Below are 13,002 nucleotides of genomic sequence, written 5' to 3'. Positions count from 1 at the left end.
GAGGTCGTGAGGCCGTGCGTCACTTCCGTGGCTCGGGGTATGGACGCGTCATGGAGGTACGGCTGCGCAGGGTGTACGAGCCGCCGTCGGCCGAGGACGGCAGGCGGATCCTGGTCGACCGGGTGTGGCCACGAGGCCTGTCGAAGGACAAGGCCCGCCTGGACGAGTGGGAGAAGGACGTCGCCCCCTCCACCGAGCTCCGCAAGTGGTACGGCCACGACGCCGCCAGGTTCGAGGAGTTCACCCGCCGCTACGACGCCGAGCTGGCCGAGCCCGAACGCGCCGCGGCCCTCGACCACCTGCGGGAACTCGCCCGGCAGGGCACCGTCACCCTGCTCACCGCGACCAAGGACGTCGACCGCAGCCAGGCCGCGGTCATCGCCGGCAGGCTCCGCGACTCCTCCTGAGTTACCTGGCCGCTCCCTTGCTCTCCCCCCTTTTCTAGGGTTTCTGGACGTTTCGCGTCAACTTCCCGTTCACCCTAATGGAACGCTCCTTTTCGGTGGCGTCTTCAAAGGGGCGGCATTGGACATTCCATCTCCCCTGACCATGCCCTTCAAGAGAAGTTCCTTCACCTTTTGGTGACCCTGTTCAATGGAAGTGAAAAAGCAAAGATTGACCCCTCTGGCCAGGCGAGTTTACGCTCCCTCTGCGCAGGTCCCAGCGAGGAGGAATCGCATGCGTAAAGGGATTGCCGTTTCCGCTGCCACCGCAATTGCCGTGAGCGCCTTGTGCGTCGCGCCGGCGTCCGCGGCCCCGCGTCGGGTGCACGGGCCGAACGGGGTGACCATCGAGATCGCGACCGTCAACGGATCGGGCTGTCCGGCCGGAACGGCCGCGGTCGCCGTGTCCGAGGACAAGGAGGCCTTCACCGTCACCTACAGCGACTACCTGGCGCAGGCGGGCGGTTCCTCCGGCCCGACCGACTTCCGGAAGAACTGCCAGATCAGCATGAAGGTGCACGTCCCCCAGGGCTTCACCTACGCGATCTCGTCCACCGACTACCGAGGCTTCGCGTCCCTGGAACCGGGCGCGTCCGCCGTCGAGAAGGCGAGCTACTACTTCCAGGGAATGTCGCAGACCTCCGCCGTCTCGCACCCCCTGAAAGGCCAGTACGCCGACAATTGGCAGTTCACCGACACCAACGATGTGGCGCAACTCGTTTACAAGCCCTGCGGCGATGAGCGCAATTTCAACGTCAACACGGAACTGCGGGTGCTCAAGGGCGCCTCGGACCCCGCGAAGACCAGCTTCATTTCGATGGACTCCACCGACGGAAGCATCAAGACCACCTACCACTTCGCCTGGAAGCAGTGCCCCCCGTGGTGACGGGCCGTTCACGGCCGTGACCACCGGCGCCGAGCGTGCCGGCTTCCACCCAGCCCCGAGTAGAGGAGAACAACCAGGGCATGGCGCAGACCACGCCCGTCAGCCACACGATCCGTGGGGGGTACTCCGACAACTGGCAGTTCTCGGACCGCACCGACGTCTCCGAGCTCGTCTTCAAGCCGTGCGGTGAGGACCGCAACTTCAACATCAACACTGAGCTGCGCGTCTACAAGGGCACCTCGGACGCCGCGAAGACCAGCTTCATGGCCTTCGACTCCACCGACGGGAGCGTCAGGACGACGTACCACTTCGCGTGGAAGAAGTGCCCGGGCTGAGTCGGGCCCTGAACTGCACCGCCCCGGGCCGCGCCCCACACCAGGGAGAACGCGGCCCGGCCGCCCGTCCGGACGAGGTTCGCCGCGGCGAGGCGTCCCGGCGCAGCCCGGAACGGGTTTTAGAGTGAGGGGGTCTCAAGGAAGGATCCTCACCATGCCCCTCGCCTCACGCCTGCCGGCTCCGCCCGAGACCATGGCCGTCCTGGAGGAGACCTACGCGGGGGTGCTGCGCCGAGATCCGGGCGAGTCCGAGTTCCACCAGGCCGTGCACGAGGTGCTGGAATCCCTCGGCCCGGTGCTGGCCGCGCGGCCGGGCCTCGCCACCGCCAAGCTGGTCGAGCGGGTGATCGAGCCGGAACGCCAGATCATGTTCCGCGTCCCGTGGCAGGACGACAACGGAGAGATCCACGTCAACCGCGGCTTCCGCGTCGAGTACAACGGCGCGCTCGGGCCGTACAAGGGCGGGCTCCGCTTTCATCCCACGGTGAACCTCGGCATCGTCAAGTTCCTCGGCTTCGAGCAGATCTTCAAGAACGCGCTGACCGGCCTCGGCATCGGCGGCGGCAAGGGCGGCAGCGACTTCGACCCGCACGGCCGCTCCGACGCGGAGGTCATGCGCTTCTGCCAGTCGTTCATGACCGAGCTGCACCGCCACGTCGGCGAGCACACCGACGTCCCGGCCGGCGACATCGGTGTCGGCGCCCGCGAGATCGGCTACCTGTTCGGCCAGTACCGCCGCGTCACGAACCGGTGGGAGGCCGGGATGCTGACCGGCAAGGGCATGCTGTGGGGCGGCTCCGCCGTCCGGACGGAGGCGACCGGCTACGGCAACGTGATGTTCACGGCCGAGATGCTGCGCCGCCGCGGCGAGGACCTGGACGGCCAGCAGATCGTCGTCTCCGGCTCCGGCAACGTCGCGATCTACACCATCGAGAAGGCGCAGCAGCTCGGCGCGAACGTCATCACCGTCTCCGACTCCGGCGGCTACGTCGTGGACGAGAAGGGCATCGACCTCGACCTGCTCAAGCAGGTCAAGGAGGTCGACCGGGGCCGCGTGTCCGACTACGCCGACCTGCGCGGCTCCTCCGCCCGGTTCGTCGCGGGCGGACGGGTCTGGGACGTCCCCGCCGACATCGCGCTGCCGTCGGCGACGCAGAACGAACTCGACGCCGACGCCGCCGCGATCCTCGTCCGCAACGGCGTGAAGGCCGTGTCGGAGGGCGCCAACATGCCGACCACGCCGGGCGCCGTGCACGTTCTCCAGAACGCGGGCGTCGCCTTCGGCCCCGGCAAGGCCGCCAACGCGGGCGGCGTCGCGGTGAGCGCACTGGAGATGCGGCAGAACGCGAGCCGCGCCGCCTGGCCCTTCTCCCAGGTGGAGGAGGAGCTGCTGGCCATCATGACGAGCATCCACGACACCTGCTACGAGACCGCCGACCGCTACGGCGCCCCCGGCGACTACGTGGCCGGCGCCAACATCGCCGGCTTCGAACGCGTGGCCGACGCGATGCTCGCCCAGGGCCTCATCTAGCGAAGCGCGTCACCTCCGCCGCAGGACCGCCCCTCTTCCGAGCCGCCGGATGGCTCAGAAGGGGCGGTCCGGGGCATGAGCGGAGAGTGACGGCGCAATCGCGAAGAGCCCGCGTCCGGCCCTTGGTCAGGGTGACCCTGCGCACGACGCTGACCACGGTGGCTCTCATCATCGTGTACTTCACGGCTCCCTTGAACAGGTCGTTCACGACGCTGACCGGCGTCGTGCTGACCGTGGCGCTGTTCGCGCTGGGAACGCTCGCCACATGGCAGGCGAGGTCGATCGCGCGCTCGCGCTCCCCGAGGCTCCGCGCGATCGAGGCTCTCGGGACGACCGTCGCGTTGTTCCTCCTCCTCTTCGCCTCCGGCTACCTCCTGATGAGCCACGACACCCCGCCCGGCTTCTCCGAGCCGCTGACGCACGTCGACGCCCTGTTCCTCACCATCACGATCTTCACGTCGGTCGGTTTCAGTGACATCGTCCCGATCTCGCAGACGGCCCGCGCCCTGACGGTCGTGCAGATGCTCGGCGACCTGGTCTTCCTGGGCGCCGTGGCCAAGGTCTTCCTGGAGGCGGTGCGCCGGGGCGTCGAACGCAAGGCCGGCGAACCCTCCGACCGTGGCGAAGGCGGCTGAGGGCATCCGCGCCGCCAACGCGTTCAGTTGGTCGGCTTCGGTGGAGCGTCGGTCAACCGCGTGGCGCGGGCCACGCGGCGAGAGCCAGTTCAGCGGTTTCGGTCAGCTCGGTGGCCGTGGCTCCATCGCAGGCGCGTTGCGACATGCCCTGGATGACGGCGGCGAAGTACGCGGCCATGGCGCGGGGGTTCGCCGTGGAGGGCAGCTCGCCGGCCTGTCGTGCCGTCTCAAGGCGGGCTTGGAAGACGTCCAGGTTCCTGTTCCGCAGATCGCGGAGGAATGCCGCCACCTCGGCGTCCTGCGGGGTGACGTTGGTGGCCGCGCTGATCGTCAGGCATCCGGCCGGGTGGGACGGGTCGGTGTAGACGACGGCCGCCTCGCGCAGAACGCGGGTGAACGCGCCCTGCGCGGTGGGCTCCTCGTCGAGGGCGACGCCCATGAAGGCGCCCACGGGGGAGCGCCCATAGCTGTGCACCACCTCCCTGAACAGTGATTTCTTGTCCCCGAAGGCCGCGTACAGGCTGCCGGGTCTGATGTCCATCGCCTCGGTCAGCTCGCCGACGGAGGTGGCCTCGTAGCCGCGTTCCCAGAACAGCCGTGTGGCCGCGATCAGTGCCGCGTCGCGGTCGAACGCCCTGGGCCGCCCTCGCTTCGCCCGTGTGTCACCCACCCCCACATTCTAGAACGAACGCTCAAGAAGACGTGCTAGCGTAATTCTTGAGTCATCGTTCAAAAATTTGAGGAGTGGTCACAGCCCATGGACGCACGTGCTCTTGAGGGGAAGGTCGCGCTGGTCACCGGCGCCGGCCGTGGCATCGGACGGGCCATCGCCCAACGTCTGGGCCGGGACGGGGCCACCGTCGCCGTCGCCTACGCGCGCGACGAGACGGCCGCGAACGAGGTCGTCGAGCGCATCCGCAAGGACGGCGGCCGGGCCTTCGCCCTGCAGGCGGAGTTGGGGCACCACGGTGACGCGGCCCGCCTGTGGGCGGCCTTCGACGCCCATGCGGACGAGTACGCGCCCGGCGGGGGCGTCGACATCATCGTCAACAACGCCGGCATCGGTCGCAGTAATGATCTTGCGTCGTTGACCGAGGACGGTTTCGACGAGGTCTTCGCCGTGAACGTCCGCGCACCGTTCTTCATCGTCCAGCACGGGCTGCGACGGCTGCGCGACGGAGGCCGGATCATCAACATCTCCAGCGGAGCGGCCCGCCTCGCCATGCCGGAGATCATCGCCTACGGCGCCACCAAGGGCGCGCTCGACACCTTCACCCTCAACCTCGCCAAGGAACTGGGCCCCCGGGGCATCACGGCGAACTCGGTGGCGCCCGGCATCATCGACACCGACGTCAACGCGGGCTGGCTGCGTGGAAACCCGCAGGCCGAAGCCCACGCCGCGTCCCTGGCCGCGCTCGGCCGGGTCGGGCGGCCGGAGGACGTGGCCGACATCGTGGCCTTCCTCGCCTCGGACGACGCGCGCTGGGTGACCGGACGGGTGATCGACGCGACGGGCGGTTCCGGGTTGTGAGCCTTCCGGGGCGCCGGGCGCGGCAGGGTATGGCCCCCGGCGCGGCCTTTGTCAGGGGCCGTCCGGGCTAGGCTGCTGTGTCGTGCTGGAGACGCGCCTCGACACTGCTCGGATCCGGGCGGCCCGCCGGATGATCGCCCCGGTCTTCCTCGACACTCCGCTGTATCGCTGCGAGGCGCTGGAGCCCGTCCTCGGGTGCGCGGTGAGCATCAAACTGGAGACGGCGAATCCGGTCCGCAGCTTCAAGGGGCGCGGCACCGAGCTCGTCGCCGGGCTGCTCGCCGAGAACGGTCCGCGGGCGGCGGTGTGCGCCAGCGCGGGCAACCTCGGTCAGGCCCTCGCCTGGTCCGGGCGCGGCCGGGGGCTCGACGTCACCGTCGTGGCGTCCCGCTTCGCGCCCGCGACCAAGCTCGATCGCATCCGCGCGTTGGACGCCAGGCTGGAACTGGTGGACGGCGACTTCGAGATGGCGCGCGAGCGGGCGGTGGCCATCGCGGGACACGAGGGCGTCCGGCTGGTCGAGGACAGCCTGGACATCGAGACCTGCGAGGGCGCGGCGACCATCGGGCTGGAACTGCTCGACTCCGCGCCGGCGTTCGACGCCGTCCTGATCGCGCTCGGCGGCGGGGCGATGGCCACCGGTGTGGGCCATGTGCTCAAGACGTTCGCGCCCGGAGTCGAAGTGATCTGCGTCCAGCCGTCGGGCGCGCCGGCGATGACACGCTCCTGGCGCCGGCAGCGCGTGGTCACCACCGAATCGACCGACACCATCGCTGACGGCGTCGCCGGACGACGCCCCATCCCGGAAGTCCTGGACGACCTCCTCCTGGTCGCCGACGACGCAGTCCTGGTCGAGGAGGCGTCGATCATCGCCGGTATGGGGCTGCTCCTCGACCGGGCCGGCCTCGTCGTCGAACCGTCGGCCGCCCTCGGCGTCGCGGCGATCCTCGAAGACCGCGCCCGCTTCGCGGACCGGCACGTCGTCACCATCGTGTGCGGCGGCAACGTCGACGCAGGCTCCTACCGCCGCTGGGTCGGCATGGGCCTCGACCACAAGCCTTGAGGACGCGCTCACCTGTTCCGGTCTTCGGCCCTGCGGTCTGCCGATGACTGCGCGGGATGCCTTTCGGGGCCGGTCGAGCGGGTGAAGGCCGGGACCCTGGAGTGGCCGGCCCGGTCACGCGGCCTGGCGTAGGGCCGCCAGCAGGGCCGTCGTGGCCGGTGGGTCGGGCGGCTCGCCGTAGGTGGCCGCGTAGACGCGACGGGTCGAGGCGGGGATCTCGGTCGCCTCGACGCCGGTGCCGCGGTGGGCCCGGAGCGCGAGGCCCGGCAGGGTGGTGACGCCCAGCCCGGCCGCCACCAGAGACTGCATCACCACCATGTCGTCGGTGCTGTAGGCGATGTCCGGTGCGAAGCCGACTCCGGCGCACAGGTCCAGCAGGTGGCCCCGGCAGCGATCGCAGCCGGCGATCCAGCGCGCATCGCGGTGCGCCTCCAGGGTCTGAGGTCCGGACGGCCCCGGTGTGACCAGGTAGGTGGGGTCGTCGAGCAGGTGGTGCAGCCGGATCCCGGGTTCCTCGGACGGCGACTCGTCGTAGCGGAAGACGACCGCGACGTCGGCCCTGCCGGCGCGCAGGAGCCGTAGCGCCTCGGGCGGGTGCGTGTCGGTGAGGCCCAGTTCCAGGCCCGGGTGGGTGGCCGCGAGGGTGGTCGCGGCGGCCGGGACGAGCGTGCACATGGCCGAGGAGAAGCCCGCGAGCCTGACCTTGCCCGCGCTCAGGCCGACGTGGGCCGACAGCTCGGCCGCGGCGGCGTCGACCCTGCCGATGATCTCCATGGCGCGTTCGGCCAGCAGTTCACCGGTCGGCGTGAGGCGGACCCCGCGGCCGACGCGCTGCAGCAGCGCGGCCCCGGTCTCCTTCTCCAGCCGCGCGATGTGGTGGCTCACCGACGGCTGCGTGTAGTGCAGATCCTTGGCCGCCGCGGTGATCGAGCCGGTGCGGGCCACGGCGGCGAGCACGCGCAGGCGGACGAGGTCCAACATATTCACTCCGTCTATGGAATCCAATGATCATAGGCATTGGACGTGATGAGTCGAGAGCCGCCAGGCTGGACGGCATGCAGAGCTCGATCCTGACCTTCGCCCTCGCGGCGCTCGTGCTGATCATGATTCCGGGGCCCGACCAGGCCCTCGTCACCCGCAGCACGCTCGCCGGGGGCCGGGCGGCCGGGCTGCTGACGACGGTCGGCGGAGTGGCGGGGCTGGCGGTGCACGCCGGCGCCGCCGCGCTCGGGCTGTCCGCGCTGCTGCTCGCCTCGGCGACCGCCTTCGCCGCTCTGAAGATCGTCGGAGCCGCGTACCTGCTGTGGATGGCCGTGCAGACCCTGCGCTCGGCCGCCCGCTCGCGCCGTGAACCGGAAGCGGCACCGGTCGAGCGGGCAGGACCGGCCGGGCGGCCAGGACGAGCACGGCGGCGGCCGATGTCGGCGCTGGGGCAGGGGTTCCTGAGCAACGCGCTGAACCCGAAGGTCGCGCTGTTCTTCGTGACGTTCCTGCCGCAGTTCCTGTCGGCCGAGTCGGCGGGCGCCGCGCGCGGCCGGGCGCTGCTGCTGTCGGCGGTGTTCGCGCTGCTCTACCTCGTCTGGTTCGGGCTGTACGTCGCCGTGGTCGACGGGTTCGGACGGTTGCTTCGCCGTCCTCGGGTGAAGGCGGGGATCGAGCGTGTCACCGGCGTGCTGCTGATCGGGTTCGCGGTCAAACTGGCCACCGCGCGCCAGTCCTCCTGACCGGCCCGCGGGCCGGAGGGCCGATCCGCGGCCGTCGGCGGGGTCCCGCCGACCGGCATCATCACGACATCACAAGACCAGGCACCACCGATGCGGCCCGGAGCTGCACCGTCCGTGTCCTGCACCTGCGAACACATCGAGGAGAATCACATGGCCATCCAACGCATGGACCACGTCAGCGTCGTCGTCGACGACCTTGAGGCCGCCATCGCCTACTTCACCGAATTCGGCATGGAGCTGGAGGGCAGGGCGCCGATCGAGGGTCCCGTGGTCGACAGCATCAACGCGATCGACGACATCAAGGTCGACATCGCGATGATGAAGACGCCGGACGGCCAAGGCCGGCTCGAGCTGACGAAGTTCCGGTCGCCGGCAGCGATCGCCGGCGACCCCGAGGTCGCGCCGCCGAACATGCTGGGCCTGCGCAGCGTCATGTTCACCGTCGATGACCTCGATGACATCGTCGCCCGCCTGCGAAGCCACGGCGCCGAACTCGTCGGCAAGGTGGAGCAGTACGAGGACGTCTACCGGCTCTGCTACCTCCGCGGCCCGGCGAACATCATCGTCGCCCTGGCCGAGCCGCTGAAGTGAAGGCCGGCCCGGCGGGTCAGCGGCGGGTGAGGCGGACGACGGGAAACCGGCGGTCCGACTTGCCCTGGTATTTCGCGTAACGGGGCTGGGCGGCGGTGATGCGCTCCCACGCCTCGTCGCGGTCGGCGCCGTCGAGCCGGTGCGGCGCCACCGGCACGGCGTCGCCGCCGGCCAGCTCGATCGCCGCCTGCTCGGGGTGCGCCATCAGGTTGACGTACCAGTCCGGGTCCTGGCTCCCGCCGCCGGACGCGACGATCAGCCAGGCGTCGTCGCCGCCGGGGAACCACGACACGGGCGTCTCGCGCGGCCGTCTGCTCCGGTGGCCCACCGTGTTCAGGATCAGGACGTCCATCCCCATGAACGTCGCGCGGCCGCGCCGGATCTTGCGCATCATGCGGGCGTTCATCGTCTGCTGCATCCACCGCGACACCGCCCCGGGCCTGCCGCTCCTGTGCTCCTTCACCTGCTGATTCTGTGCCATCGCCTGCCTCCGGTCGGCCGTACTGGTATCCGTTGTCCTCACGCTAGGCGCGGCCCGGTCAAGGGCGCTTCTCGATTCCTGACCGGTCCGCCGTCCGTCGCGCCGAAGACAGGCGAGCCATGCCGCGGGACGGTTGGCGTGGGGGTTTTCTGGGGCATGCCATGGGGAGGGGGATGTCCGTCGTTGTGACGTGTCCTTCGACTACCGGGGGGTTTTCGGAGATGACCGCGGGATGGTACGGGCCAGGGGGAATGGACCCATTCGAGGAGATGCTCGCCCGCTTCTTCGGGGCGCGGGCGCACCGGCGGCCCATGGAGCGGATCAGCATCGCGCGGCTGATGAGCGAGCCCGCGCGGGAGCTGGTGCGGGACGCGGCCGCGCAGGCGGCGCAGTGGGGCAGCGACGATCTGGACACCGACCACCTGCTGTGGGCGGCGACCCGGCAGCACGGGACGCGGCAGTGGATGGCGCGGGCCGGCGCGGACCCGGACAAGATCCGGGATGAGATCGAGGACCACGCGCGGCGCGGCGAGCCCCGCGACGTCCCGCCCGAGCTGACCCCTTCCGCCAAGCGGGCGCTGCTCGACTCGCACCAGGTGTCGCGGGCGCTCGGGTCGTCCTACATCGGGCCCGAGCACCTGCTGTTCGCGCTGGCGCTGGACCGCGGGTCGAGCGCCGGGCGGATCCTCGACCACGAGCACGTGACGCCCGACTCGCTGCAGCAGGCGGCGCCCGGCGGAGGTTCCGGGCAGCCGCCGCCCGGCGGCGGCGGGCAGCAGAGCGGGACGCCGACGCTGGACGAGTTCGGACGCGACCTGACCGCCCTCGCCCGTGAGGGACGCATCGACCCGGTCATCGGGCGCGAGGACCAGATCGAGGAGACGGTCGAGGTCCTCTCGCGGCGCACCAAGAACAATCCGGTGCTGATCGGTGACCCGGGGGTCGGCAAGACCGCGATCGCCGAGGGGCTGGCGCAGCGGATCGTGGACGACGAGGTCCCCGAGACGCTGCGCGGCAAGCGCATCGTCCAGATCGACCTCGGCGGCGTCGTCGCGGGCACCCGGTACCGAGGCGACTTCGAGGAGCGGCTGAAGAAGCTCGTGGACGAGATCCGCGAGCACGCCGACGGCCTGGTCGTGTTCATCGACGAGATCCACACGATCGTGGGCGCGGGCAGCGCGGAGGGCGCGATGTCGGCGGGGAACATGCTGAAGCCCCCGCTCGCCCGCGGCGAGCTGCACGTGGTCGGCGCCACCACGATCGACGAGTACCGCCGCAACATCGAGAAGGACGCGGCGCTGGAGCGGCGGTTCCAGCCGATCCTCGTGCCGGAGCCGAGCACGGACGACAGCGTCGAGATCCTGCGCGGCCTGCGCGACCGGTACGAGGCGCACCACCAGGTGCGCTTCACCGACGAGGCGCTCGTCGCGGCCGTCGACCTGTCCAGCCGCTACCTGACCGACCGGTTCCTGCCGGACAAGGCGATCGACCTCATCGACCAGGCGGGCGCGCGCGTCCGGTTGCGCAGTGCGCGGGACGGCGGGCGCCGCGAGCTGGAGCAGCGCCTCGACCAGCGGTGCCGCGAGAAGGACCAGGCCGTCGCCGACGAGGACTACGAGCGGGCCTCCGAGCTGCGCGACGAGGTCGCCCGGCTGGAGAAGGACATCACCGAGACGCGCGGGAACGGCGGGCCGGCCAAGGTCCCGGAGGTGACCACGGAGGACGTCGCCGAGGTCGTCTCCCGGATCTCCGGCGTCCCCGTCACCCAGCTCACCCAGGCCGAGCGGGAGCGCCTGTCGAACCTGGAGGACCACCTGCACGAGCGCGTGATCGGGCAGGAGGACGCGGTCGCGGCGGTGGCGCGGGCCGTCCGGCGGTCCCGCGCCGGGATGGGCGACCCGGACCGGCCCATCGGCGGGTTCCTGTTCCTCGGCCCGACCGGCGTCGGCAAGACCGAGCTGGCGAAGGCGCTGGCGGAGGCCCTGTTCGGCAGCCGGGACCGGATGATCCGGTTCGACATGAGCGAGTTCCAGGAGCGGCACACCGTCAGCCGTCTGATGGGCGCGCCACCCGGATATGTCGGCTACGAGGAGGCGGGGCAGCTCACCGACGCCGCCCGCCGCCGGCCGTACTCGGTGATCCTGCTGGACGAGATCGAGAAGGCGCACCAGGACGTGTTCAACGTCCTGCTCCAGCTTCTCGACGACGGCCGCCTCACCGACGCGCAGGGCCGCACCGTCGACTTCCGCAACACCGTCGTGATCATGACGAGCAATCTCGGCTCGGAACTGATCACCGGCACGACCGAGATCGGCTTCGGCATGTCCGGCGAGGGCGGCGGGCTGCGCGATCGGATCATGCGGCGGCTGCGCGAGTCGTTCCGGCCCGAGTTCCTCAACCGGATCGACGAGATCATCGTCTTCCGGCGGCTGGAGGAGGGCCAGCTCCGCCAGATCACCGACCTGCTGCTGGACGAGACGCGCCGCCGCCTGCGCGCCCAGGACGTCTCCGTCACCTTCAGCACCGAGGCCGTGGACTGGCTCGCCGCGCGCGGCTACCAGCCCGAGTTCGGCGCCCGGCCGCTGCGCCGCACGATCCAGCGCGAGGTGGACGACCGGCTCTCCGACCTGCTGCTCTCCGGCGATCTGCGCCCCGGCGAGCACGTCGACGTGTCCGCGGTGAACGGCGGCCTCCAGTTCGACGTCGCCACGAAGTAAGAGTTACAGTCCTCCTATAAACCTTACAGGAGGACATGTGCTCATCCCGATGGCCGACTACGCGGCGGGTGTCGAGGTCGCGAACGACCTCGTCAGCACGTCGCCGGACGTGCGGGGGGCCGAGGAGCTCTCCGGGCCCGCCGCCCTGGCCGGCATGCTCGCCGCGTACGACGTCGCGGTGCCGACCGCCGAGGATGTCGAGAAGGTCCGTTTCCTGCGCGGTGAGGTGCGCTCCGTCCTGGAGTCCGGGACCGAGGACGAGGCGGTGGAGCGCGCGGTGCTGCTGGCCGGGCACGCAGGGCTCGCGCCCGTGCTGCGCCGCGATCCGTCCGGCCGGTGGCAGTGGTACGTCCCGACGGCCCGGGACGCCTCCCTCGTCGGGGAGGTGGCCGCCCTCGTCGGCGTCGCGCTGCTCAGCCTCGTCCGGGCCCTCGGCCACGCCCGTTTCCGCCCGTGCGCCGCCCCCGGGTGCGGCGGCGTGTTCGCCGACGCCAGCCGCGCCGGACGCCGCCGCTACTGCATGCCGGAGCTGTGCGGAAACAGGCTCAACGTCGCCAACCACCGTGCGCGCCGCCGGGCGGTGGCCCGATGACGCTCACCGGCGCGCTCCGGCTTCCGGACGGGACCCTGATCCGGGGACGCGGCCTGCGGAACCCGCCACCGGACGGCCCGCACCCCGACTTCGGGCTCTACCTGGGCTCCGGCCGCCTCCGCCGCAGGCACGAGCCGCAGCTGAGCTGGCCGTCCGCGTGGATCGACTGGCCGGACTTCCTGCTGCCCCGAGACCGGGACGAGGCCGTCCGGCAGATCCGCGCCCTGCACGAGCGGGCCCGCTCCGGCGCCGCCGTCGAAGTCGCCTGCGGAGGCGGCGTCGGCCGCACCGGCACGGTCATCGCCTGCCTGGCCGTCCTGTCGGGAGCGGCGCCGTCCGAGGCCGTCGCCTGGGCGCGCGAGCACCACCATCCGCGCGCCGTCGAAACCCCCTGGCAACGCCGCTGGGTGACCCACTTCCCAACCTGACCCCGGAGCCCGGCCCGCCGACGCACCCACCCCGAGGCCGGACCC

Annotated in this window: 15 protein-coding genes; 12 read left to right on the top strand and 3 right to left on the bottom strand. The window is 71.0% G+C overall.

The features are described 5' to 3' along the window. The first annotated feature begins 50 nt into the window (after window positions 1-50). The 5 genes from AB0H37_RS20375 (at window position 51) to AB0H37_RS20355 (ending at window position 3,830) form a co-directional block, all read left to right on the top strand. Complete coding sequence (locus AB0H37_RS20375) at window positions 51-407, top strand: DUF488 family protein (RefSeq protein WP_360614367.1); 357 nt, start codon at window positions 51-53, stop codon at window positions 405-407. Between the two features lie 376 nt (window positions 408-783). Beyond that, the gene (locus AB0H37_RS20370) at window positions 784-1,329 is read left to right on the top strand and encodes a DUF4360 domain-containing protein (protein WP_360614365.1); all 546 of its coding nucleotides are present in this window, start codon (window positions 784-786) and stop codon (window positions 1,327-1,329) included. A gap of 80 nt (window positions 1,330-1,409) precedes the next feature. Continuing rightward, on the top strand, window positions 1,410-1,664 hold the full coding sequence (locus tag AB0H37_RS20365) for a DUF4360 domain-containing protein (protein ID WP_360614363.1): 255 nt from the start codon (window positions 1,410-1,412) through the stop codon (window positions 1,662-1,664). A 193-nt stretch (window positions 1,665-1,857) separates the two neighbouring features. Further along, window positions 1,858-3,195 carry an NADP-specific glutamate dehydrogenase gene (gene gdhA, locus AB0H37_RS20360; protein ID WP_329098492.1) on the top strand — a complete coding sequence of 446 codons (1,338 nt, stop codon included), beginning with the start codon at window positions 1,858-1,860 and terminating at the stop codon, window positions 3,193-3,195. A gap of 158 nt (window positions 3,196-3,353) precedes the next feature. Beyond that, window positions 3,354-3,830 (top strand): potassium channel family protein, encoded by a 477-nt coding sequence (locus AB0H37_RS20355; RefSeq protein WP_360614361.1) that lies wholly within the window; start codon window positions 3,354-3,356, stop codon window positions 3,828-3,830. A 52-nt stretch (window positions 3,831-3,882) separates the two neighbouring features. On the opposite strand, the gene AB0H37_RS20350 is transcribed toward AB0H37_RS20355, so the two are convergent. Then, window positions 3,883-4,500 (bottom strand): TetR/AcrR family transcriptional regulator, encoded by a 618-nt coding sequence (locus AB0H37_RS20350; protein ID WP_360614359.1) that lies wholly within the window; start codon window positions 4,498-4,500, stop codon window positions 3,883-3,885. Between the two features lie 87 nt (window positions 4,501-4,587). Here AB0H37_RS20350 and AB0H37_RS20345 point away from each other — a divergent pair, with 87 nt between their 5' ends. After that, window positions 4,588-5,361 (top strand): SDR family oxidoreductase, encoded by a 774-nt coding sequence (locus AB0H37_RS20345; protein ID WP_360614357.1) that lies wholly within the window; start codon window positions 4,588-4,590, stop codon window positions 5,359-5,361. Window positions 5,362-5,443: 82 nt separating this feature from the next. Further along, a complete protein-coding gene (locus AB0H37_RS20340) occupies window positions 5,444-6,424 on the top strand; it encodes a pyridoxal-phosphate dependent enzyme (protein WP_360614355.1) in 981 nt (326 codons plus the stop codon). Between the two features lie 114 nt (window positions 6,425-6,538). Here the strand turns inward: AB0H37_RS20340 and AB0H37_RS20335 are convergent, their stop codons facing one another. After that, the gene (locus AB0H37_RS20335; RefSeq protein WP_329097912.1) at window positions 6,539-7,405 is read right to left on the bottom strand and encodes a LysR family transcriptional regulator; all 867 of its coding nucleotides are present in this window, start codon (window positions 7,403-7,405) and stop codon (window positions 6,539-6,541) included. Window positions 7,406-7,479: 74 nt separating this feature from the next. Here AB0H37_RS20335 and AB0H37_RS20330 point away from each other — a divergent pair, with 74 nt between their 5' ends. Next, entirely contained in the window at window positions 7,480-8,148 is a 669-nt protein-coding gene (locus AB0H37_RS20330; RefSeq protein WP_329097914.1) for a LysE family translocator, read from the top strand. Between the two features lie 165 nt (window positions 8,149-8,313). Further along, the gene (locus AB0H37_RS20325; protein ID WP_360614443.1) at window positions 8,314-8,739 is read left to right on the top strand and encodes a VOC family protein; all 426 of its coding nucleotides are present in this window, start codon (window positions 8,314-8,316) and stop codon (window positions 8,737-8,739) included. A 16-nt stretch (window positions 8,740-8,755) separates the two neighbouring features. On the opposite strand, the gene AB0H37_RS20320 is transcribed toward AB0H37_RS20325, so the two are convergent. Then, window positions 8,756-9,220 carry a nitroreductase family deazaflavin-dependent oxidoreductase gene (locus AB0H37_RS20320; RefSeq protein WP_360614352.1) on the bottom strand — a complete coding sequence of 155 codons (465 nt, stop codon included), beginning with the start codon at window positions 9,218-9,220 and terminating at the stop codon, window positions 8,756-8,758. Window positions 9,221-9,441: 221 nt separating this feature from the next. Here AB0H37_RS20320 and AB0H37_RS20315 point away from each other — a divergent pair, with 221 nt between their 5' ends. Genes AB0H37_RS20315 through AB0H37_RS20305 form a run of 3 tightly spaced genes read left to right on the top strand, consistent with a single transcriptional unit; the run spans window position 9,442 to window position 12,957 of the window. Next, on the top strand, window positions 9,442-11,937 hold the full coding sequence (locus tag AB0H37_RS20315) for an ATP-dependent Clp protease ATP-binding subunit (RefSeq protein WP_360614350.1): 2,496 nt from the start codon (window positions 9,442-9,444) through the stop codon (window positions 11,935-11,937). Window positions 11,938-11,974: 37 nt separating this feature from the next. Continuing rightward, the gene (locus tag AB0H37_RS20310) at window positions 11,975-12,529 is read left to right on the top strand and encodes a CGNR zinc finger domain-containing protein (RefSeq protein WP_360614348.1); all 555 of its coding nucleotides are present in this window, start codon (window positions 11,975-11,977) and stop codon (window positions 12,527-12,529) included. Further along, entirely contained in the window at window positions 12,526-12,957 is a 432-nt protein-coding gene (locus AB0H37_RS20305; protein ID WP_360614346.1) for a protein-tyrosine phosphatase family protein, read from the top strand. The genes AB0H37_RS20310 and AB0H37_RS20305 overlap by 4 nt, the downstream gene beginning before the upstream one ends. Window positions 12,958-13,002 lie beyond the last annotated feature (45 nt).

Source organism: Actinomadura sp. NPDC023710, from assembly GCF_040639875.1.
Lineage (GTDB): Bacteria > Actinomycetota > Actinomycetes > Streptosporangiales > Streptosporangiaceae > Spirillospora > Spirillospora citrea.
This window is presented reverse-complemented; position numbering and strand designations above follow the sequence as displayed.